The following is a 22,334-nucleotide window of genomic DNA, read 5'->3' as shown; positions in this document are numbered from 1 at the left end:
GTCATGACCACCCCCCGGCTGGTCGTCGTCCGCGACCGCGTGGCGACGCCCGCCCTGGTCGTGTCGTTCGGGCTGCTGCTCCTCGTCGGGGTGGCCGGGGAGAGCGCCGCCAAGCCCGGGCTCGGGCCGCGTGGCTGGGCGCCGGGCGACCTCGCGTGGGCGCCGGCACCGGCGCTGGTCACCGGCCTGCTGTGGGCCGCCTACCTGCTCGGCGCGGTCGCGGTCTGGCTCCGCCTCCAGGGAGAGCCCTCCGTGGTGTCGGGGGTCGGGATGCTCGGCGCGGTCGCGGCGCGGTCGCGTCGCCGCCTCGCCCCTGGTGGCTGGGCCGTGCCGGTCGCGCTCGGGGTGCTGGCCCTGCTCACCGGGCCGTTCGGGTCCGCCGACCACACCAACTACGCCGCCTACGGCCGGATCTCGGCCCTCGGCGGCGACCCCTACCTCACCCCGCCGAGCGCCTGGTCACCCGCCGATCCCGTGGTCTCCGGGGTCGAGCCGCCGTGGACCGACACGGTCAGCGTCTACGGCCCGTTCGCCACCCTGCTGCAGACCCTGACCTCCCACCTCGGCGGGTCGAACGTGCGCGAGACGGTCTGGTGCTGGCAGGTCCTGGTCGTCCTGGCCTGGCTGGGGGTGCGGTTCCTGCTCCTGCGCTCGGGCGCGACCGCGCGTCGGGTCGACACCCTCTGGACCCTCAACCCCCTCGTCTTCGGCATCGGGGTGCTGGGCGCCCACGTCGACCTCGTCGCTGCCGCGCTGGGCGTGGCCGCCCTCGTGCTGGCGGCCCGCAACCCCCTCGCGGCCGGCCTGTTCGCCGGGCTGGCGGTCTCGTGCAAGGTCACCTACGGCGTGGTCGGCCTGGCCGTCCTCGTCGGGTGGTGGGCCCACGAGCGGGCGAGCTTCACCCGTCGCGCCCTGACGTTCGTCGCCGCGGCGGTCGTCGTGGTCGCGCCCCTGCACCTCTGGGCCGGCCCGCACGTGTTCGACCAGCTCGACCGGGCCCGCCGGTCGATCTCGTTCGCCACCCCGTGGCGGCTGCTCTACGAGCTGCTCACCGGGCCACTCACCTCCGGCGATGCCCGGACCGTGGTCACCTGGCTGGCCGTTGCCGTGGCGCTGCTGCTCGTCGTCCTGCTCGCCCGCCTCACCCGTGGCCTGGCGCCCGGGACCTCCACCGGCGCGGCGGTCCGGTGGACGCTCGTCCTCAGCACGGCCTACACGCTCGCGGCCCCCTACTCCCTGCCGTGGTACGACCTGCTCACCTGGGCGACCCTGCCGGTGCTCGCCGCGAGCGTGCTCGACACGATCCTCCTGGTGCGCCTCGCGGCGATGGCCGTCGCCTACGTGCCGGGTCGGGTGGTGGGCATGACCCCGACGGTCGAGCGGGTGTCGCTGTGGGTGCGGCGCACCCCCGTCCCGTATGCCGGGCTGCTGGTCTGGGGGTGGCTCACCCTCGCCGCGACGCGCGGGTCGTCGCGGACGAGCGAGCCTCGTCCTCCAGCACCCGGACGCTGACGGCGATGATCAGCGGCACCGCGATGATGGCGCCGTTGGCCGGGATCGCGACCCCGGAGTCGTTGATGGCGAAGCCGATCGTGAGCGTGACCAGCAGCGCGATGAGCCCCGGCCGCAGGGTCGGGCACGCCTCGTAGGACCGCTGCAGCGACCGCGAGCCCCACGACGTGGGCCGGGCCAGGATGTAGATGACGAACACCAGGGCGATCGGCACGAGCAGCGACAGCCGGTAGTTGCCGAACAGGATGTCGATGTTCTGCTGCAGCTTGCGGGTGATGATGTCGAGCGCCCCACCGTCGAAGATCGAGCGGAAGAACCGGCCCAGGTGCGACTGGTTCTCGACGCCACGCAGCGAGTCGAGGAAGCCGACCAGCAGGAACAGCCCGACGGTCGCGGCGGCCAGGATGGCGCCACGCTTCCACGTCATCTTGATGCCGAGGATGGCCAGGACGAGGTAGGCCAGGCCGGGCAGCAGCGCGGGCGGGCCACCGCCGTCGGCGCCCCACCCGGGGTAGCCGTCGACGACCACCGCGGCCAGCCCGATCACCAGTGCGGCGACGGCGGCGAGCTTGGGCTGGCCGCGCTTGACGTAGTAGCTCGAGACGGCGATGCAGAGCAGCAGGGCGGCGGTCGCGAAGAGCGCGAAGGTCACGTTGCCCATGCCGTAGAACCGCCCGCCGACGACGGGCTGCAGCCCCATCAGCGACGAGATCTGCAGGTGCGACCCGAGCATCACGTCGCCGCCGAGCACGAGCAGGGTGGCGAGGGCCACGACGACCAGCGGCCCGGTCAGCCGGCGGCTCCAGGGGCCCAGCAGGGCGACCGCCGAGATGATCGCCACGAACAGCCCGACGCTGAGCACGACCGCGATCATCGGGATGGGGAAGCGCCACCACGGGATGAGGTTCGCCAGGAAGGTGGATGCGGGGACCGTCGAGGCCACGACCGCGACCCGGCGGGTGATCCGCAGCATCCGCAGCCGCAGGTCGGTCGACCCGAAGTCGCGCCGCCAGACCACCGCGGCCAACAGGTAGATCGCGATCTGGGTGTAGACCACTCCGTTGAAGAACGGCGGGACCAGTGGATGCACCTCGTGGCTGGCCTCGTCGAAGTCGAGCAGCTGGCGCAGGCGGTCCTGTGCGGCGGCGTCGGAGTTGCTGGCCTCCCCGCCGTCGGCGTCGCCCCGCCGCAGCGCGGTCCCGCCGAGCGAGTCGGGGATCGGCACGCCCGCGGCGGTCAGGGCGGTGACCGTCAGGTCGGCCGACTGCACCAGCCCGTCCTGCCGGGTCGAGGGGGAGTAGAGCGTGCCGGAGCCGAAGCGCGGGCCCTTGGCGGCGACCAGCCGCAGCCGCTCGCTGCTCCCGGCGTCGGACAGGCTCGCCACCACGAGGTCCGAGCCGCTCGGGGCGGCCGCCAGCACCTCGCCGATGCGCTGGTCGATCGCCGCGGCCTGCTCGGCCCGGCTCCCCGCCGTGGACCTGGCCTCGCTGGCGGGGAGGTCGCCCGGGTCGCGCAGCGAGCCGACGTCCACCAGCGTCACCCGGCACCCCGTGAGGAGGCCGGTGAGGGCGGAGGCGTCGTACGCGGCATACCGGGGGACCGCGCCGGACTGGTAGGCGGCGCCGAGTCCGGCCCCCGGGCCCACCGCCTGGATGCACTGCTTGTTGCTGGCGAGCTGCTCGCCCAGGGTGCCCAGCGTCGAGTCGAACTTCAGGGCGTCCGCGGCCGCGACGTAGTCGTTCCAGCCGGGCACGACCCCGCTGTCCACGACCGGGATCGGCGGGCACGGGTCGGTGGTCTTGCGGGAGCCGTTCTTGCCCGGGCCCGGGGCAGCCGCGCGGTTGCCGGCCGATAGGCTGAGCCAGCCGTCGACCGGGCAGGTGTTGGTGAAGACCGACCGCACCGAGACCGCGGCCGTCGACCCGTCGCGCAGGAACGTCCACAACGACGGCGTGCCCTTGGCGCTGACATCGCTCCAGGTGAGCCCGCCGGTGCCGAGGATGATGATCGGGTTCGGGTCGACCGCGCTCGGCACCGCGCTCGCGCTGGCCCCCGGCAGCACCGCTGCCAGCACTGTGACGAAGAGGGTTGCGAACAGGCCGACGAGGGAGTGCTTGGCGCGGCGGGTCACCCGTACAGGCTACGGGTCGGCCAGCAGGACAGAATGGAGGCGTGACCACCACGACCCCACCCACCCGTGCCCGGTGGGCGCTCGCGGTGGTCGTGGTCCTCGCCGGGGCGGCCATCCCGGTGCTGCGCTACCTGGTCTTCTGGCCGCTGGACCAGTGGCAGGTCGACGTCGAGGTCTACCGCGAGGCGGGCGTCTCGATCCTCACCGGTCGACCCATCTACTCGGCGATGACCGAGGCGCCCCAGCTGCTGCCGTTCACCTACCCGCCGTTCGCCGCCGTCCTCGCGGTTCCCTTGGCGTTGTTGCCCTTCGGCGCGGTCGGCTGGCTGTGGACGCTCGCCCAGATCGCGGCCACGGCCGCGATCGTCTGGTATGCCGGGTGGCGCCTGATCCACCGCACCGGCACCCGCGCGCCGATCACCTTGGCCCTGCTCACCGTGCCGATGCTGTGGCTGCACCCGGTGTCGGACGGGATCAGGTTCGGGCAGGTGAACGCCTTCATGGTGCTGGCCTGCCTGATGGACCTGCGCCGCCCGCGCCCCGGTCTGCTCCGGCGCATCCCACCCGGCGTGCTGGTCGGGCTGGCCATGTCGATCAAGCTCACGCCCGGCGTCTTCGTCGTCCACTACCTCCTGAACCGGCGGTGGAAGGAGGCGGCGACCGCGGTCGGGACCGCCGTCGCCGTCACCGTGGGGTCCTGGCTGCTGCTCCCGGAGGCGTCGTTCGCGTTCTGGGGTGGCGCGCTGCAGGACCCGGCCCGCCTGGGTCCGAACGCGGGCACCTCGAACCAGAGCATCCGCGGCTTCCTCCTGCGGGTCGGACCCGACGGGCTGGTCGGCGACGCGCTCTGGCTGGTGCTGGTCGCCGTGGTCGGTTTCGTCGGGTTCCAGCTCGCCCGCCGCGCCTACCGGGCCGGTGACTCGATCAGCGAGGTCGCCGCCGTGGGCCTGATGGCGGTGCTGCTGTCACCCGTCGCCTGGATCCACCACCTGCACTGGATGGTCGTGGTGATCTTCGCCGTGCTCGGCGCCGACCCGCTGCGCGACCGCCGACGGCTGCTCGCGGCGGGGGTCGTCACGGCGTTCTTCCTCTGCCGGATGCCGTGGTGGGGCATCACCTGGCTGAGCCACCCCGACTGGCCGCGCTGGATCGGCCGCGTGCTCCAGAACGCCGACACCTTCGGGTCGCTGCTCGCCCTCGCCCTGCTCTGGTGGGCGCTCCATCGGGTGCCGCCCGCACGGCATACCCCGTCGGTGGTGCCGGACCACGCCGAGCAACCGGCATGAGGGTCGCGGTGCTCGACGACTACGCCGACGCGTTCGGCTCGTTGCCGTGCGCCCAGCGGCTGGCCGGTCACGAGGTGGTCGCCTTCACCGACTCGGTGGCCGGAGACGCGCTCGTGCAGCGGCTGGACGGGTTCGACGCCGTGGTGCTGCTGCAGCAACGCACGGGGCTGCCCCGCGAGGTGGTCGAGCGGCTGTCGACGGTGCGGCTGGTGAGCCAGACCGGTCGCAACACCAGCCACCTCGACCTCACCGCGCTCGCCGCGCGGGGCATCGTCGTGAGCGCCGGTGGGGTGGGCGGCCCGCATGCGACGGCCGAGCTGACCTGGGCGCTCATCCTCGCCGCCCAGCGGCAGCTCCCGCAGGAGGTCGCCGCGCTGCGCGAGGGTCGGTGGCAGTCGACGGTCGGCGTCGGCCTGCATGCCAAGACCCTTGGTGTCTATGGCCTCGGCCGCATCGGTGCCCTCGTCGCCGAGGTCGGGCGAGCCTTCGGCATGCGGGTCGTGGTGTGGGGGCGGGAGGGCTCGCGCACGCGCGCGACCCAGGCCGGGTATGCCGCGGCGGCCAGTCGCGAGGCCTTCTTCCGCGAGTGCGACGTGCTGGCGGTGCACCTGCCGCTCAACGCCGACACCACCGGCCTGGTCACCGCCGAGGACCTCGCCCTGATGAAGCCCGACGCGCTGTTCGTGAACACCTCGCGGGCCGGCCTGGTCGCGCCCGGCGCCCTGGTGGCTGCGCTGGAGGCCGGGCGCCCCGGCCGAGCGGCGGTGGACGTCTTCGAGCACGAGCCGGTGCTGGACGCCGCCGACCCGCTCCTGGCCCTTCCGGGGGTCACCGCGACCCCCCACCTCGGCTACGTCGAGCGCGACGTCATCGCGGGGCTCTACGACGCAGCCGTCGACCAGGTCCTGGCCTTCGCCGCCGGAGCACCGATGAACGTGGTCTGACCGAGGCGTGCGCCGGGCTGGAGCCGTGGATTCCCCAGCGATGGCCGCGACCCACGTCCGCCCGAGGGCTCATCCGGACCATGGCGCACGACGGGGGCTGCCGGTAGCCTCCGAGCGTGGCGAAGCCGACGATCCTGGCCGTCGACGACGACCCCGTGGTGTCCAAGGCGATCACCCGTGACCTGCGCGACCGGTTCGGCGCGGACTTCCGGGTCGCCGGTGCCACCTCGGGCCCGGGGGCGCTGGAGCTGCTGACCGAGTTCACCCTGCGGGGCCGGGCCGTCGCCCTCGTGGTGTCGGACCAGCGGATGCCCGGGATGACCGGGATCGAGCTGCTCGAGCGGGTGCGCACCATCAGTGCCGACACCAAGCTGCTGCTGCTCACCGCCTACGCCGATACCGACGTCGCCATCAAGGCCATCAACGACATCGGGCTCGACTACTACATGCTCAAGCCCTGGGACCCGCCGCAGGACAAGCTCTACCCGGTCGTGGAGGACCTGCTCGGCGACTGGCAGGAAGGTCATCGCGACAGCGCCGACCAGGTGCGGGTGGTCGGCCACCGCTGGTCCGACCGCAGCCAGGAGGTCAAGACCTTCCTGACCCGCAACCACGTGCCCTACGCGTGGCTCGACGTCGAGCGGGACGACGGCGCGGCCGAGCTCGTGGAGCTGGCCGGGGCGCGACCGGACGACCTGCCGCTCGTGCTGCTGCCCGACGGTGAGCCGCTGCGCAGCCCCACGAACCGCGAGGTGGCGGCGGCCCTGGGTCTGCACACGCTCGCCGACGCGCCCCTCTACGACCTGTGCATCGTGGGTGGTGGTCCGGCCGGCCTCGCGGCCGCGGTCTACGCGTCCTCGGAGGGGCTGCGGACCGTCGTGGTCGAACGCGACGCCCCCGGCGGCCAGGCCGGACAGAGCGCCTCGATCGAGAACTACCTCGGCTTCCCCAAGGGGCTGTCCGGGGCCGACCTGACGCACCGGGCGGTCGCGCAGGTGGCGCGGTTCGGGGCCGAGATGGTGGTCGCCAGGGAGGCCGTGGGGCTGCGGGTGAAGGGGCCGGTGCGCTCGGTCGTCATCGACGGGGCGGATGAGCTGGAGGCCCGGTCGGTGCTCATCGCGACGGGGGTCTCCTACCGGCGGCTCGAGGCCGCCGGGCTCGACGAGCTGGGCGCGAGGGGAGTGCACTACGGCGCCTCCGCCAGCGAGGCGGCCCAGTGCGAGGGCGAGGAGGTCTACCTGGTCGGGGCGGCCAACTCCGCCGGGCAGGCGGCCCTCAACCTCGCCCGCTACGCCAAGCGGGTGGTGATGCTGGTCCGCGGCGCCGGCCTCGAGCTCACCATGTCCCAGTACCTCGTCGCCCGCATCGAGGCCGCCACGAACATCGAGGTCCGTGTCGGGTGCGAGGTCGCCGCCGCCCGGGGGGAAGAGCACCTCGAGTCGCTGACCCTGCGCGACCGCGCCACCGGCGCGACGGAGGAGGTCGACACCTCGTGGCTGTTCATCTTCATCGGTGCGATGCCCCGCACCGACTGGCTGGGCGACGACGTCCTGCGCGACGACCACGGGTTCGTCCTCACCGGGCCGGAGCTGCTGCAGCGACCCGGTCGGTCGTCGTGGCCGGAGGACCGGGTCCCCTTCGCGCTGGAGACGAGCGTCCCGGGTGTCTTCGCGGCGGGTGACGTGCGGCTCGACTCGATGAAGCGGGTCGCCTCGGCCGTGGGTGAGGGTGGCATGGCCGTCCACCTCGTGCACCGCTTCCTGGCCACGACGTGAGCGCTGAGGAGCTGGCGCGGATCGGGTTGTTCGACGGGCTCTCCGCCGAGCAGCGCGAGCGGCTCTGGACGGCTGGGACCGAGTGGTCGTTCGACACCGGTGACGTCGCGTTCCGCGAGGGGACCCCGGCCGACTTCTGGTGGGTGCTGCTCGAGGGGTCGCTCAGTCTCGGGCGCCGGGTGGGCCACCAGGAGACCGAGCTGGGCGTGATGAGCAACCCCGGTCAGTGGGCCGGTGGCTTCCAGGCCTGGGACGCGCACGGCGTCTACATGGCGACCGCCCGCGGGGTGCTCCCCGGCCGGATGCTCAAGGTGCCTGCGAAGGCCCTGGGCGAGGCCGCCCGCGCGTGGTTCCCGTTCGGCGTCCACCTGATCGCCGGGCTGGTCAACACCGTGCGCAGCATCGAGGCCAAGGCCCGCCAGCGCGAGTCCCTGGTGGCGCTCGGCACCCTGGCCGCCGGCCTCGCGCACGAGATCAACAACCCCGCGTCGGCGGCGACCCGGGCGGTCGACGCCCTCGACCGGGCCAGCGACACGCTCGGGACGTCGTTGCGGCGGCTGGCCGAGAGCGGCGCGACGCCTGAGCAGTTCGTGGCCCTCGACACCCTGCGCCGGTCGCTCGCCGAGGCAGGGGCCGAGCTCGATCCGGTGGCTGCGGCCGACCGTGAGGAGGAGCTGTCCGACTGGCTGGTGCGGCACGACGTCGACCGTGACTGGGTCATCGCCCCACCGTTCGCGGCGGCCGGGGCCGACGTGGCCATGCTCGACCGGGCCGCCTCGGGGCTCGAGCCCGGCCAGCTGGCGCCGGCCCTGGAGTGGATGGCCAGCTCGCTGGCCGTCGACGGCCTCCTGGGCGAGATCCGCGAGGCGACCCACCGCGTCTCCGAGCTGATCGGGGCAGTGCGGTCCTACTCCCAGCTCGACCGAGCCCTGGTGCAGCAGACCGAGGTCACCGAGGGCCTGGAGAGCACCCTGGTCATGCTCGGCCACAAGCTGCGCGGCGGCATCTCCGTGGTGCGCGACTACGCGCCGGACCTGCCCCGGGTCGAGGCCATCCCGGGCGAGCTCAACCAGGTGTGGACCAACCTGATCGACAACGCCGTCGACGCCATGGAGGGCTCCGGCACCCTGTGGCTCACCGTCCGCATCGCCGAGCCGGGGCCGGCGGGCGAGGCGTCGGGCGTCGTGGTCGAGGTCGCCGACGACGGACCGGGGGTGCCCGAGGACGTGGCGGCGCACGCGTTCGAACCGTTCTTCACGACCAAGGAGGTGGGCAAGGGCACCGGGCTCGGGCTCGACATCTCCCGCCGGATCATCGTCGAGCGGCACGGTGGGGAGATCTCGCTCGAGCCGAGGGCCGGCGGTGGCGCCCTGGTGCGGGTGCGCGTGCCGTTGCGAGCCGCCGAGGGCTGACCCGGGCCCCCTTCCGCCTACTGGAAGAGGACGGCCCTGGCTGCGGCGGAGCCGATCATGGACCGGCCGTCGTGGCCCACTCCCGGCACCACCGCCAGGGTGTGGCCCGCCGGCTGGGAGCCCAGCTGGGCCGCGAGGTGGTCGTGGAACCGCTGCCCGCGGTCCAGCCGGTTGCGCCCCTGGGCCTCGGCTGAACACCCGGTGTCGAGGTCGGCGTCCCGCTCCGTGTCTGCGCTGCCGAGCAGGAGGGCGACGCGGTGTCCGGCATACCGCGCCCGGATGCCGCCCTGGCCGCTCATGTAGGTGTTGAGGTCCTCGAGACCGTACTTCCAGCTGTTGTAGCCCGGGCACCCCGCCACGGTGTCGAGGGTCGTCGTCCCGGGCCACCGCTGCGCGCCGAGGTAGGCGTAGCTGGACGGGTTCATCGGCACGAAGGCAGCGAAGGGCGCGTCGCTGCCCTCGGCATAGCGCTGCACGAGCTGGCCGCCCGCGGAGTGGCCGACGATCACCAGGCGCACGCCCGGGCCGAAGGTCTGGCGCACCGTCCCGGCGAGCTGGTCGACGGCGGCGAAGCTCGAGACCCGGGGGCCCTCGACGTTGGTGCTCAGGTCTCCCTCCCGCCACCCCGATCCCCAGGTCAGGTGTGGGTCGCCGCTCGCCGCGGGGTCGGTCCGGAAGAACGGCGCGACGACGAGGGTGCTGCCGAGGACGCCGGCCGCCTCGGCGGCGTCCATCGCGTACCGGGCGTGGTCGCAGTAGTTGCCGGAGCTGCCGTGGACGACGAACACGACCCGACGCACCGAGCCGACCTTGTGCGTCACCGAGCCGTTGCCGCAGTAGTCCAGGAGCGCGGTGCCGATCCGGAAGGTCCGGCTGGACGGCGTGGCGCCGACGCCGGCGTCGGCCTGGTCCGCCGACAGGCCGGCTCCGACGACGAGGCACAGAGCCACACCCACTCTCGGCACACCTGCCGCCGGCCGCTTCCGCCGCCGCGCGGGCGCGAGGGTGTGGCACCTGCGGCGCGACCGGGCTGCGGAGGGGCCGGCCCGGTGGTGCCCGGAGTGGGCTGCGTCGTGGACTCTCGGGGTCTGGGTGGTGCTCATGGCGACCGCCTGCTTTCTCATCGGGGGAGTGCCCGAAAGACGGTGCGGGGTCGGCTCGCCTTACGAAGCCGTCCCGAGCGGCTGGCGAGCGGCTGGCGGACGACCGCCGGGCGACTACCGGGCGAGGATCTCGGCCGCGGCGGCCGACATGGGCGAGTGGTCGTGGGCCACCCCGGGGACGACCTGCAGGGTCCAGCGGAACGGGGTGTCGAGGTCGCGAGCCTCGTCGCTGGCCACCTGGTGGAACCGTTCGCCGCGGTCGATCCGCGTGGGTCCCTGACGGCTCGCACCGGCGTCCTGTCGCAGGTTCTCCTCCTCGACGTCGTCACTTCCCAGCAGGACGGTGAGGTCACGGGCGAAGAGGGCGGGCAGGTCGACGGGTCGAGGGGCGTCCCGCACGCCGTAGGGGAAGTCGACGCCGGGGTCCGGCTCGGTGTACCAGCCGGCGTTCGCGGCGACCGCCCGTCGCACCGGCGCGGTCGGGACGAACTCGAGGTAGCGGTGGACGAACTGCGCGCCGGCGGAGTGGCCGAACAGGTCGAAGCGGCGCTCCCGGACCCCACTCATCGCGCGGGCCTGCTCGACCAGCGGCTCGAGGTACGAGAAGGTCCACGCGGACTGCGGCACCGGCTCCCCGGAGTCGTCGACCATGCCACCGAGGTTGTAGGCGGCCACTCCCGGGAAGTCGTCGCGGGCGAACTCCGGTGCGACGACGACCCACGGGCGGTGCCGGACCAGCGGGACCCACGAGTCCCGGTAGTCGGCGGCGTTGCGGTTGGTGCCGTGCATGACCACGACGACACGGCCACTGGCCACGTCACCCGAGCCCACGGCATACCAGACCTTGATCGGGGTGCGGCCGGGCGGCGCGAACACGAACGACCCCGTGTCGCCCGGCTCCCACGGGTCGTCAGTCGGGTGGCCACAGGCCGCGCTCACGGCGAACGTCACGAGGAGCACCATCCAGGTCAGTCGGGGGCGTCGCATCAGGCTGGCTCGCATCAGAACGTGAGGGACGCCTGGTTTTTGGTCCACGTCACGGTCGTGCCGAGCACGCGCTGTGCGGCAGCCCGGGTGACGGGCGGGCAGGGACGGGCGACGTAGCCGTCGAGGAGGTTGTCGGTCTGCACGCAGTCGAGGCGCAGCGTGCCGCGCCCGGTCGCGTCCCACCGGAGGTGGGCGACCGCGCCGACCCCCACCTTGCCGTAGCTCGCGAACCGGCCGGGTGCACCGAAGGCGAGGTTGCCCAGGCCGTAGGCGACCGGGGTGCCCCGCACCAGCTCGACCGGCTGGAGGACGTGCGCGCCGGTGCCGATGACCGCGTCGTACCCGGCATCGACGAGGACGCCGGCCCAGTAGCGCTGCTGGGCGTTGACGTCGGCGTAGTTGTCGCCCCAGTGGACGAACGCCACGATCTTCGTCGCCCCGGCCGCCCTGGCCGTGAGCACGCCGCGCTCGACCCGCTCGATGCTCAGCGGCACCATGCCCGGCGTGGTCTGGGTGCTGCGGTGCAGTGGCCCGAAGTTCTCACCGAAGCCGATCACGGCAATGGTCTCCTGGGGAGAGGCGAGGACCAGGGGCCGCATGGCCTGCGCGAGGTCCGCGCCGGCCCCGAACGTGGACAACCCCGCGGCCTGCGCGAACTGCTGGGTCTGGCTCAGCCCCGCCGCGCCGCGGTCCATGGCGTGGTTGTTGCCCAGCCCCAGGACGTCGACGCCTGCGCGCGCCAGGGCGTTCGCCCCCTCGGGCGGGACGGCGTAGGAGTACTTGGCGCCGGGGTTGGCCGGTTCGGCCACGGTCGTGATGGGTCCTTCGGCGTTGACGATGGTGACGTCGCCGCCCAGGAGCGGCCGGACCCCCTTGAGCGGGGCGTCGTAGCCCGCGGCCGCGATGAGCCGCTTGGCGCCGTCGCCGAGCATCGTGTCGCCCGTGAAGGTCAGGTCGAGGCGGCCGTCCGCGCCTGCGGAGACGGTGCGCGTGATGACCTCCGGGTCGGCCGGGGCGGCCACCGCCAGCTGCCACCCGACCGCCCCGAGGCACAGGGTGGTGAGGGCGGTGAACCAGGCCATCAGGCGTCGGTCGCGGGTCAGGTGGTGGCGGGCCATCGGCTCTCCTCGTGGTTTCGGGTGGTCCACTGCTCTGCGCGGTAGGCGCTGCCCGCCTTCACCTCGGTGAGGACGCCGCCCTCGAGCACCCAGATGACGTCGGCCTCGGCGAGGTCCTCCGGGTCCTCCGTGCACCACAGCACCGTGCCGCGGTGGCGCAGCACCATGGCGCGCGCGAGGATCCGGCTGGCCGGGTCGAGGCCTTCGAAGGGCCGGTTGAGGAGCAGGATCGGCGGGTTGCCCATGAGGGCCCGACCCACCGCGATGAGCTGCCGGTCGGCCGGCGAGACGTTCTGCCCGCCCTCGACGAGCCACTCGTCCACCCCGTCGGCACCCACCCGGCCGAGGGTCTGGTGCAGACCCAGCCCGAAGGCGACGCGCTGGACCTCCGCCGGCGTCGACGACCTGGCGGAGTAGGTGAGGTTGCGGGTGACCGTCCCGCGCATCAGGGGAAGGTCGGGGCCGACCATCCCGACGGCGCGTCCGATGGAGCTGGGAGACGTCTCGGCCAGGTCCTGGTCGTCGATGATGACCGCGCCACCGTCCGGGTCCACGAGCCGGGCCACCACGTCGAGGACGGCGGTCGCCCCCGAGCCGGCCCGGCCGGTGATCGCCACGACCGTCCCGGGCTCCGCCAGGACGGTCAGCCCGTCCAGCGCTCCCTCGACGGTCACGTCGTTGAACCGGATCTCGCCGCGCCGGACCCGCAGGGGAGCAAGCAGCGAGCTCTCGATGCCGCGGCTCGAGCTGGCGAGGAAGTCGAGGATCTTCTGTCGGGAGACGGTGCCCCGGTGCCAGTAGTCGTGCATCAGCCCGAGGGTGCGCACCGAGCGGGTGAGGAACCGGGCGACCAGGACCTCGAGGAGCACGGTGGCCGGCAGGACTTCGCCGCGCCGGGCCTCGACGACGCCGGTGGCCACCACGGCGGCGGTGGCGACCATGCTGGTGCCGGTGGCCAGGCCACGGAGCCGACCTCGGAGGTTCGCGACCCGCACGAGCGCGCGGTTGAGGGAGTCGTTCTGCCGCGACAGCCTCGCGAACTCGCCCCCGGTGCGACCGGCCACCTGCGTCACGGCCAGGGCGTTGATCTGCTCGGCGATGTTGCCGATGACCAGCGAACGCCGGCGCCGCATCGTGCGGGTGGCCGAGCGCATCGCCTGGCCGCTGGAGAGCGAGGCCACCGCCCCGAGCGACAGGACCGCCAGCAACGAGCAGGCCATCGGCCAGCTGAGGATGAACGCCGCGACGAGCCCGGCCGCCAGGGTGATGGCAGCCGAGCACCCCTGCAGCTGACCGCGGCTCAGCCACATCCGCAGCATGCTCAGGTCGCCGGTGAGGCGGAGCAGCAACCCACCGCGAGCGCGGTGGAGCAGGTGGGCGGGCAGCATCCGCTGGAGGTGGGCGTACATCTCCATCCGGAGGCGGCGCACCACCGCGTAGCCAGCCCGCTCGGTGACCGAGAACTCGACCGCCCGGAGGACGCCCAGGGCGACGCCGAGGCCGGCGAGGACCGCACACGCCACCAGCGACTGGCGGTACTCGCGCTCGGCGGCGAACCCCACGCCGGTCGGCTCGAGCAGCTCGACGACCTTCGACAGCAGCAGGATGAAGGAGAGCAGGCAGGCGCCCTGGGCCAGGCCGAGGGCCACGACCCCCCAGATCGCCACGCGGGAGACCCGGAAGCGGTCCCGGTCGGCGGTGGCTCCGGCGCCCTGGACCTTCAGGTCGGCGCGGCGAGGGGTGCCGGTGGGCGGCGCGTGGGGCGGTGGTGCGTCCACGGTCAGCCCGCCCGGTGGAGCAGGGAGCCGGACTCGTGCCTGCCCGGGCCCACCAGCTCGGCGTCCGCCAGCTCAGCGTCCACCAGCTCGGCGTCCGCCAGCTCGATGAGCTCGGGGTCGAGGCCCTCCAGCTCGATCGGCCAGGCAGCCGGGGGCGGCGGCTCGGGCTGCCTGGCCAGCGTCGGGTCGATGCCCAGGACCGGGATGACCAGCTCGGGTGCCTGGAGCTCGGGGATTCCCCACACCGGCAGGCCGGTGGCCTCCTGGGTCTCGCGGATCGCGAGCGGAGAGCGCGTGAGCATGCCGGAGACCGCCGCCACCTCGAACCCGAGCTCGCGCAGGTGGGCGACCCCGTAGGCGGCACCCATCGCGTCGGAGGCGGCCAGCACCACCACGTCGAGCAGGTCGTGGACGACCGGCGACGTCAGCAGCATCCGGTTGTCGTCCTGGAAGACACCGTCCGCGATCTCGACGAAGTTCACCCCACAGCCGGCCGTCGTCAGCTGGGCCACGAGCTGGGTCATCACCGACTCGAGCACGGGGATCGGCTGGCGGAACGTCGAGGCGAGTCCGGCGTCGGTGAAGTCGAGCATCCGGTGCGCGCCGGCATCCAGCATCACCCAGTAGTCGTTGCCTGACCCCGTGCCGGTGACCTTGACCGAGCCGGGGTTGACCCCGATCTTGCTCAGGCCGTGCAGCAGGTAGTGCATGGTCGTCGTCTTGCCGGCGTTCATCGAGGTGCCGATGACGGCGACGGTCCGGGGGCGCTCGGCGGGCGGCACGACATCCGGCATCCGGAAGTCCCACACGTTGAGGGGTCGGCCGAACTCGTCACCGACCAGCCCCAGGGGGACGATGTCGGTGGCGCGTCGTACCGACCTGCTCTGGGAGAGGGCCTGCGAGGCGATCCCGCCGGAGGCCACGAGCTGGACCCGCCCGAGCGAGCGGGGCACGTGCGACTCGAACTGGTCAGTGGCGTAGCGGTCGGCGTACGCCACGACCACCGTGTCGTCCAGGTGCAGCGCGCTGCGCCGTCCGTTCGGCTGCTCGATCCGGCGGTGGTGGCCCAGCCGCTCGACCCGCGCCAGCACGACGTCCCCCGAGCGCGGCCGGACGGCACCGCCGACCAGCGTCCGCATCGCCGAGGCAGGCACCCGCCGGGTGGCAAAGCTCTGCCGGGCCCGGGCGCTGGTCCCGGCGTCCAGCGGTCGCACCCACACGTGTTGTCGAGACATGACCCCTCCTTGGTTTCGCTGCGAGCCCCCGCCGGCCCAAGGCCTTCCGGACCCCCGTCGGCCCGCAGCAGGCACGACGACACCAGCGACGCGGTCACCGGTCCTGATGACCGCGTGACGACGGCTCGCTCAAGGGATAGAGAGACGTCGAGCGAGAATGAGTGACGCGGGCTGTCCGTGGGTTGGGCAGCGCGGAACCGCGTGCGCCCGCCTCAGATCGAGATGACCTCGAAGACCTGCAGGACGGTCAGCGCCGCCAGGAGGAGGCAGACGCCCCCGCCGATCCGGCGGATCGTGGCCAGCCTGACCCGGGCGAGGAGCGCCCGGCCGAGCACCGCCGCGAGCGCCGAGACCGTGGCGAGGGCGAGGAACGCTCCGATGAAGACCGATACGGGCTCCTTGAACTGGAGCACCATCGAGGCGGTCAGCAGCTGCGAGAGGTCACCCCACTCGGCGAGGAAGAGCACGCCGAACGAGACACCGACCGCGCGGAGGCCGACCGCGGTCGCGGCCCCCTTGTGGGAGAACTCCTCCTCGGTCTCGGCCTCCTCCTCGTCGGCCTGGCCCGCGCCGCGGATGAGGATGACTCCGCCGACCAGGAACAGCACGGCCGCGAAGACCTCCACCGGTCGCTTCGGCAGCTGGGCCAGCAGGCCACCCACCGTCACGGCGACGATCGTCTGGACGGCGAACGCCAGGCACACGCCGATCCACACGTACAGCGGCCGGAACCGGGTGGCCAGCACCAGGGTCGCGATGAACGTCTTGTCGGGCAGCTCGACGAGGAAGATCGCCCCGAAGACGATGGCCATGGTCGCGAGGTCGAAATCCATATCGCGTCGACTGTATCCGCGGCGCCCCAATACGCTGACGGGGTGTCCGACCCCCAGACCCTCGCCGTGGCCGCGCTCGCCGTGGCCGGCCTCGCGCTGCTGGTGGCCCTGCTCGTCGTCGTCGTCCTCACCCGGGTGCGCGGCCAGCTGCGTCTGCTCGAAGGGCAGCGTCCGGTCGGCGCCGGCGACCTCGCCGCCCTGCGCGCCGACATCGCGCAGGCGCTGCGACACGTCGCGGTCGTGCGCTACGACGCCTTCGGCGACATGGGTGGGCGGCTCTCGTTCAGCGCCGCCGTCGTCGACGACCGCGGCGACGGGCTGGTGTTCTCCTCGATCCACGCCCGCGGTGAGTCCCGCACCTACGCCAAGGGGATCGTGGGTGGCGGCTCCGACGCGACCCTGACTCCCGAGGAGCAGCAGGCACTCGCCGCTGCCCGCACCGGATCGCAAGGAGCATGACCTCCGTGACCAGACACGGCTACTTCGGCCCCGCCGGCACCTTCACCCAGATGGCGTTGCAGGCCTGGGGGCCTGCCCAGGGGCAGGAGCACGTGCCGCTCCCGTCGGTGGAGGCCGCCCTCAACGCCCTGCGCGCGGGCGACGTCGACGCCGCCATGGTGCCGATCGAGAACTCGGTCGAGGGCGGCGTGAGTGCCACCCTCGACGCCCTCGCCAGCGGCGAGCCGCTGGTCGTCGTGGGTGAGGTGCTGGTCCCGATCACCTTCGTGCTGGCTGCGCCGGCCGGTATGCCGCTCGGCCAGGTCCGCGCCGTCGGCACCCACAGCCACGCGTGGGCCCAGGTCCGCGGCTGGATGAGCACCCACCTGCCCGACGCGGCCTACGTCCCCACGCTGTCGACGGCCGCCGCGGCGGCCGGGCTGGCCGGCCCCGACGGTGCGCAGGCGGCATACCAGGCGGCGGTGTGTGCACCGGTCGCGGCGCTGAACCACGGGCTCGAGGTGCTCGCCGAGGGCATCGGCGACAACGCCGCCGCGGTGACCCGGTTCGTCTCGGTGGCCCGCCCCGGGCAGCTGCCCCAGCGCACCGGTGCCGACAAGACCACGCTGGTGCTGTTCCAGCGCGACGACCACGCGGGTGGGTTGCTCGAGCTCCTGGAGCAGTTCGCGGTGCGCGGCATCAACATGTCGCGGCTGGAGTCACGTCCGACCAAGTCGTCGATGGGCGACTACTGCTTCTCGATCGACATCGAGGGACACGTGCTCGACGAGCGGGTCGGTGAGGCGCTGCTCGGCCTCAAGCGGGTGTGCGCCGACGTCCGGTTCCTCGGCAGCTACCCCGCCGCGCACGGCACCGCGGTCCGCGTCACGCCGCACACCAGCGACGCGGCGTTCGGCGAGGCCCGGGCCTGGCTGCACTCCCTGCGCGGAGCCTGACCCCGTCCGTTGGAAGCGAAACTTCCGGATATCCGGAAGTTGTCGCTCCTACCGCTACTTCTTCTCGCGCCAGGCGCGCTCGAACGGCAGCCGCCACGCGTGCGGCGCGATCAGCTGGTGGATCGCGTTCGGGCCCCACGAGCCGGCGGGGTAGGGCTTGGCCTCCGGCGGGTTGTCGAGTAGCGGCTGCGAGCGCTCCCAGAGCGACTCGATGCCCTCGGCCGTCGTGAAGAGCGTGTGGTCGCCCCGCATGGCGTCGAGGATCAGCCGCTCGTAGGCCTCGAGGACGTCGCCGACCCGCTCGGTCTCGCGGGTGGAGAACTGCATCGACAGCTTCTCCAGCCGCATGCCGGGGCCGGGCCGCTTGCCGTAGAACGACAGCGACACCTTCGACTCGTCGGCCAGGTCGAAGGTGAGGTGGTCGGGACCGGCGTTGCCGACGCCCGAGTGGGTCGGGAACATCGACCGCGGTGCCTCCTTGAAGGCGATCGAGATGATCCGCGCACCCTCGGCCATCTTCTTGCCGGTGCGCAGGTAGAACGGCACGCCGGCCCAGCGCCAGTTGTCCAGCCCGACCTTGAGCGCGATGAAGGTCTCGGTGTCGGAGTCGTTCGGGACGCCGTCGAGGTCGGTATAGCCGGCGAACTGGCCGCGCACGACGTCGGAGGGGTCGATCGGCAGCAGCGACCGGAAGACCTTGTTCTTCTCCTCGGAGATGGCCCGGGGCTCGAGGGCGGTCGGGGGCTCCATCGCGACGAAGGCCAGCACCTGGAACAGGTGGGTGACGACCATGTCCTTGTAGGCGCCGGTGGCCTCGTAGAAGTTGGCCCGCTCGTCCAGGCCGAGGGTCTCGGGGATGTCGATCTGGATGTGGTCGATGAAGTTGCGGTTCCAGATCGGCTCGAACAGCCCGTTGGCGAACCGGAACGCGAGGATGTTCTGGGCCGCCTCCTTGCCGAGGAAGTGGTCGATCCGGAAGACCTGGCTCTCGTCGAAGGTCTCGTGGACGGTGTTGTTGAGCGCGATCGCGCTCTCGAGGTCGGTGCCGAACGGCTTCTCCATGACCACCCGCGAGCGCGCGACCAAGTCGGCGTCGCGCAGCATCTGGATCACGGCGACCGCGGCCTTCGGCGGCACCGAGAGGTAGTGCAGCCGCAGGGTGTCCGGCCCGAGTGACTCCTCGGCGCTCTTCACCGCGGCTGCGAGGGGTTCGGGACCGGCGGACTGCGGGATGTAGACGAGGTTGTCGTCGAACTTGTCCCACTGCTCGGGCGTCAGCGAGTGGGCACCGAACTCTGCGCACGCCTTGCGGGCGAACTCCCGGAACTGCTCGTCGGTCATCTCCTCGAGCGAGGTCCCCACGACCCGGATCGCCGGCGCCAGCTCGGACGCCGCGAGGTGCGCCAGGCCCGGGAGCAGCTTGCGACGAGCCAGGTCGCCGGTGGCCCCGAACAGCACGATGACGTGCGGGTCCGCCTTCTCGATGGCGCCCCGCGAGCTGCGCGCGTCAGCCGCGGGATACGAGATCGTCTGGGCGGGCCGCTGGGGCGTGGCTTCGGGCACGATCCCGATCATGGCACCGGGCGTGCATGGCCGCACCTAGGTGTCCAGCCGGTATGCCGTGCAGCGCGGCCGCGGGCCGCTCCGGCTCGGCGCCGGGTGCACAGCCGGACCACAGATTTGACGCAGGGGCTTAGGTGAGGCTTACCTTGGTTCCAATACGCAAGATCCGTATGCCGGAAATCAGGTCATCGTGCTCGTCAGCAATGCGCTCATCGGACTCCGTGAGGGTCTCGAAGCTGCTCTCGTCGTCGTCATCCTCGTCGCGTTCCTCGTCAAGACCGACCGGCGCTGGGCGCTCAGGCAGGTCTGGACCGGGGTGGCCGCGGCCGTCCTGCTCTCCGTGGCGATCGGCGCCGTGCTCACCTTCGGCACCCGCCAGCTCTCCTTCGAGACGCAGGAGCTGATCGGCGGGTCCGCCTCGATCCTCGCCGTCGCCTTCGTCACCGCGATGGTGTTCTGGATGCGCACCGCGGCTCGCACCATCTCCGGCGAGCTCAAGGGCAAGCTCGACCAGGCCCTGTCCGTGGGCGGCTGGGCGGTCGCCCTGGTCGGCTTCCTCGGCGTCGGCCGGGAGGGACTGGAGACCGCGCTGTTCTTCTACGCGAGCGTGCAGACCGCGGGGGCCGGCACCTCGCAGCCGCTGGTCGGCTTCGTCGTCGGGATCGCCGTGGCCGTCGTCCTCGGCGTCCTGATCTACCGCGGGGCGGTGCGGATCAACCTCTCGAAGTTCTTCCGCTACACCGGGGTCGCGCTGATCGTCGTGGCGGCGGGGATCCTGTCCTACGGCCTCCACGACCTGCAGGAGGCGGCCTTCCTGCCCGGGCTGAACACCCTCGCGTTCGACGTCAGCAGCGCGATCCCGCCCGACTCCTGGTACGGCACCCTCCTCAAGGGCACGGTGAACTTCACCCCCAACACGACCTGGCTCCAGGCCATCGCCTGGACGCTCTACCTCGTCGTCGTGATGACCCTCTTCCTCCGGCCGGCGCGGACCGCACCCGCCCCGGCCAGCCCCGCCGCCGCGACCGCCGGCACCTCCCGCTGAACGTCCCCAGCCGCCCCACCAAGGAGCCTCATGCGCAGCACCCCCGTCCACGCCGGCCTCGGCCTGGCCGTCCTCCTCGCCACCGCAGCCTGCAGCGGCGCCGACCAGACCGCCACCACGAGCGCGAAGGGCCCGATCGCGGTCGAGGCCACGGACACGGCGTGCAAGGTCGAGCGCACCGAGGCGGCCGCGGGCACGATCCAGTTCACCGTCCGCAACACCGGCTCCAAGGTCAACGAGTTCTACGTCTACGGCGAGGGCGACCAGATCATGGGTGAGGTCGAGAACATCACCCCCGGCCTGACCCGCGCCTTCCACGTGGACGTCTCGACGCCCGGCACCTACCAGACCGCCTGCAAGCCGGGCATGAAGGGCAAGGGGATCCGCGCCGCCTTCACCGTCACCGGCACCGCGGCCAGCCAGGCACCCGACGCCGCGATGGCCGCGGCCGTCACCGAGTACCAGTCCTTCGTGTCCGCCCAGTCGGACGAGCTGCTGGCCCGCACGACCGAGTTCGTGGACCTCGTGAAGGCCGGCAAGGTCGCCGAGGCGAAGCGGGCGTTCCCTGTGGCCCGTGGCCCGTGGGAGCGGATCGAACCCGTGGCCGAGTCGTTCGGCGACCTCGACCCGATGATCGACGGCCGCGCGGACGTCGTCGAGGAGGGCATGGAGTTCACCGGCTTCCACCGCCTCGAGAAGGACCTGTGGGTCGACGGCCTCCAGCCCGACTCCGCGGCGATCGCCGACAAGCTCCTCGTCGACGTCAAGGAGATCGTCGCCAAGGCGAAGGCCGTGAAGCTCAACCCGCTCCAGCTCGCCAACGGCTCCAAGGCACTGCTCGACGAGGTGGCCACCGGCAAGATCACCGGTGAGGAGGACCGCTACAGCCACACCGACCTCTACGACTTCGACGAGAACGTCAAGGGCTCGAAGGCCGCGATCGACGCCCTCCGCCCGGTCCTCAAGGCCCGGGACGCCGCGCTCCTCACCGACATCGACGCCCGCTTCGCGGCGCTCGACGCCGAGCTCGACACGCACCGCACCGACGGTGGCTTCGTGCTCTACACCGCCCTGTCGAAGGACCAGGTCCGGTCCCTGACCGTGGCCCTCGACGCCCTGAGTGAGCCGATCTCGCAGGTCGCCGGCGTGGTCGCCTCCTCGTGAGCGACGAGACGACCAGCCAGGTCTCGCGCCGCCGCCTCCTCGGCGTCGGCGCCGGCGCAGCCGTGGCCGGCGCCGTGGCCGGCGCCGTGGCCGGTGTCGGAGGTGCGTATGCCGTGTCGCACGACCGTGCCGACGCCCGGTCCGGGGGTGACCCCACCGGCACGGACGCTGAGTCCACCAACGACATGGTGGCGTTCCGTGGTGAGCGACAGGCCGGCATCGTCACGCCGGCCCAGGACCGGATGCACTTCGTCGCGCTCGACGTGGTCACCCAGGACCGCGCCGCCCTCGCGGCCATGCTCAAGGCCTGGACCCGCGCGGCCGAGCGGATGACCGCGGGCGCCGAGGCGGCTCCGGGCGGGGTCGTGGGTGGCGGTCCCTACCGCGCCCCCGAGGACACCGGAGAGGCCTACGACCTGGACGCCTCCGACCTCACCATCACCATCGGCTACGGCCCCTCCCTGTTCGACGACCGGTTCGGCCTCGCCGACCGCAAGCCGGCCGCGCTCGAGGAGCTGCCCGGGTTCGTCGGCGACGACCTCGACCCGGCTCGCAGCGGCGGCGACCTCTGCATCCAGGCCTGCGCCAACGACCCGCAGGTCGCCGTGCACGCGGTGCGCAACCTGGTGCGGATGGGCTTCGGCGTGGTGGCGGTGCGGTGGAGCCAGCTCGGCTTCGGGCGCACGTCGTCCACCACCCGCAGCCAGGTCACCCCGCGCAACATGTTCGGCTTCAAGGACGGCACCAACAACCTCAAGGCCGAGGATGCCGACGCGCTCGACGAGCACGTGTGGGTGCAGCCCGCGGACGTGCCCGGGGCCAGCGCCTGGATGTCCGGTGGCTCGTACCTGGTCGCCCGCCGGATCCGGATGCACATCGAGATCTGGGACCGCACCCCGCTGCAGGAGCAGCAGGACATCATCGGCCGCGACAAGGGCGAGGGCGCCCCGCTAGGTGTACTGACCGGGCACGTTGGTTGAGGGAGTGTGACTCCTCGATCTGAGGGGATGACGTGGGAGGGCCTCCCGCGGTGGAGTGGAACTGCTGAAGGTTC

The 22,334-nt window shown here is 72.7% G+C and carries 17 protein-coding genes and 1 pseudogene; 10 read left to right on the top strand and 8 right to left on the bottom strand.

What is annotated here, in order from left to right:
• Positions 1-3 precede the first annotated feature (3 nt).
• Positions 4-1,512, top strand: coding sequence for a DUF2029 domain-containing protein (locus ASG91_RS20505; RefSeq protein ID WP_056921283.1), 1,509 nt, complete (start codon positions 4-6; stop codon positions 1,510-1,512).
• Here the strand turns inward: ASG91_RS20505 and ASG91_RS03575 are convergent.
• On the bottom strand, positions 1,445-3,643 hold the full coding sequence (locus tag ASG91_RS03575; RefSeq protein WP_082593887.1) for a hypothetical protein: 2,199 nt from the start codon (positions 3,641-3,643) through the stop codon (positions 1,445-1,447). The two genes, ASG91_RS20505 and ASG91_RS03575, sit on opposite strands and share 68 nt — an antisense overlap.
• Positions 3,644-3,684: 41 nt before the next feature.
• Here ASG91_RS03575 and ASG91_RS03570 point away from each other — a divergent pair, with 41 nt between their 5' ends.
• The 4 genes from ASG91_RS03570 to ASG91_RS03555 all read left to right on the top strand — a co-directional run bounded on the left by ASG91_RS03570 (position 3,685) and on the right by ASG91_RS03555 (position 9,060).
• The gene (locus ASG91_RS03570; RefSeq protein WP_082593886.1) at positions 3,685-4,929 is read left to right on the top strand and encodes a glycosyltransferase 87 family protein; all 1,245 of its coding nucleotides are present in this window, start codon (positions 3,685-3,687) and stop codon (positions 4,927-4,929) included.
• On the top strand, positions 4,926-5,873 hold the full coding sequence (locus ASG91_RS03565; RefSeq protein ID WP_056921282.1) for a D-2-hydroxyacid dehydrogenase family protein: 948 nt from the start codon (positions 4,926-4,928) through the stop codon (positions 5,871-5,873). The genes ASG91_RS03570 and ASG91_RS03565 overlap by 4 nt, the downstream gene beginning before the upstream one ends.
• 116 nt (positions 5,874-5,989) lie before the next feature.
• Positions 5,990-7,648, top strand: a complete 1,659-nt coding sequence (locus tag ASG91_RS03560) for an FAD-dependent oxidoreductase (RefSeq protein ID WP_056921281.1) — start codon at positions 5,990-5,992, stop codon at positions 7,646-7,648.
• Entirely contained in the window at positions 7,645-9,060 is a 1,416-nt protein-coding gene (locus ASG91_RS03555; RefSeq protein WP_056921280.1) for an ATP-binding protein, read from the top strand. Before ASG91_RS03560 ends, ASG91_RS03555 begins: the two co-directional genes overlap by 4 nt.
• Positions 9,061-9,077: 17 nt before the next feature.
• Here the strand turns inward: ASG91_RS03555 and ASG91_RS03550 are convergent, their stop codons facing one another.
• The 6 genes from ASG91_RS03550 to ASG91_RS03525 all read right to left on the bottom strand — a co-directional run bounded on the left by ASG91_RS03550 (position 9,078) and on the right by ASG91_RS03525 (position 16,114).
• Positions 9,078-10,163: an alpha/beta hydrolase gene (locus tag ASG91_RS03550; RefSeq protein ID WP_157605989.1), complete on the bottom strand. Its 1,086-nt coding sequence runs from the start codon at positions 10,161-10,163 to the stop codon at positions 9,078-9,080.
• Between the two features lie 114 nt (positions 10,164-10,277).
• Positions 10,278-11,165 carry a hypothetical protein gene (locus ASG91_RS03545; RefSeq protein WP_056921278.1) on the bottom strand — a complete coding sequence of 296 codons (888 nt, stop codon included), beginning with the start codon at positions 11,163-11,165 and terminating at the stop codon, positions 10,278-10,280.
• Positions 11,165-12,268, bottom strand: a complete 1,104-nt coding sequence (locus ASG91_RS03540; RefSeq protein WP_056921277.1) for a CapA family protein — start codon at positions 12,266-12,268, stop codon at positions 11,165-11,167. Before ASG91_RS03540 ends, ASG91_RS03545 begins: the two co-directional genes overlap by 1 nt.
• Entirely contained in the window at positions 12,250-14,046 is a 1,797-nt protein-coding gene (locus ASG91_RS03535; protein ID WP_056921276.1) for an ABC transporter ATP-binding protein, read from the bottom strand. Before ASG91_RS03535 ends, ASG91_RS03540 begins: the two co-directional genes overlap by 19 nt.
• Positions 14,047-14,048: 2 nt before the next feature.
• Positions 14,049-15,281, bottom strand: coding sequence for a DUF1611 domain-containing protein (locus ASG91_RS03530; protein ID WP_157605986.1), 1,233 nt, complete (start codon positions 15,279-15,281; stop codon positions 14,049-14,051).
• Positions 15,282-15,493: 212 nt separating this feature from the next.
• Positions 15,494-16,114 (bottom strand): TMEM165/GDT1 family protein, encoded by a 621-nt coding sequence (locus ASG91_RS03525; RefSeq protein ID WP_056921274.1) that lies wholly within the window; start codon positions 16,112-16,114, stop codon positions 15,494-15,496.
• Positions 16,115-16,156: 42 nt separating this feature from the next.
• Between ASG91_RS03525 and ASG91_RS03520 the strand changes: the two genes are divergently transcribed.
• Both ASG91_RS03520 and pheA read left to right on the top strand, forming a co-directional pair.
• Positions 16,157-16,573: a DUF4446 family protein gene (locus ASG91_RS03520; protein ID WP_056921273.1), complete on the top strand. Its 417-nt coding sequence runs from the start codon at positions 16,157-16,159 to the stop codon at positions 16,571-16,573.
• Positions 16,570-17,508 carry a prephenate dehydratase gene (gene pheA / locus ASG91_RS03515; protein ID WP_056921272.1) on the top strand — a complete coding sequence of 313 codons (939 nt, stop codon included), beginning with the start codon at positions 16,570-16,572 and terminating at the stop codon, positions 17,506-17,508. Before ASG91_RS03520 ends, pheA begins: the two co-directional genes overlap by 4 nt.
• Positions 17,509-17,562: 54 nt before the next feature.
• Here pheA and zwf read toward each other — a convergent pair whose 3' ends face one another.
• Entirely contained in the window at positions 17,563-18,993 is a 1,431-nt protein-coding gene (gene zwf / locus ASG91_RS03510; protein WP_235544106.1) for a glucose-6-phosphate dehydrogenase, read from the bottom strand.
• A 268-nt stretch (positions 18,994-19,261) separates the two neighbouring features.
• On the opposite strand from zwf, the gene efeU reads away from it, so the two are divergent.
• From efeU to ASG91_RS03495, 3 genes and pseudogenes are all read left to right on the top strand, one after another.
• Positions 19,262-20,116, top strand: coding sequence for an iron uptake transporter permease EfeU (gene efeU / locus ASG91_RS03505; RefSeq protein WP_056921270.1), 855 nt, complete (start codon positions 19,262-19,264; stop codon positions 20,114-20,116).
• A 30-nt stretch (positions 20,117-20,146) separates the two neighbouring features.
• Positions 20,147-21,280 (top strand): iron uptake system protein EfeO, encoded by a 1,134-nt coding sequence (efeO, locus tag ASG91_RS03500; protein WP_056921269.1) that lies wholly within the window; start codon positions 20,147-20,149, stop codon positions 21,278-21,280.
• Positions 21,277-22,233: pseudogene (locus ASG91_RS03495) on the top strand (Dyp-type peroxidase); the annotation flags it as partial. The gene efeO and the pseudogene ASG91_RS03495, both read left to right, overlap by 4 nt.
• Positions 22,234-22,334: the final 101 nt, after the last annotated feature.

It is taken from the genome of Phycicoccus sp. Soil802, assembly GCF_001429605.1.
GTDB lineage: Bacteria > Actinomycetota > Actinomycetes > Actinomycetales > Dermatophilaceae > Pedococcus.
This window is presented reverse-complemented; position numbering and strand designations above follow the sequence as displayed.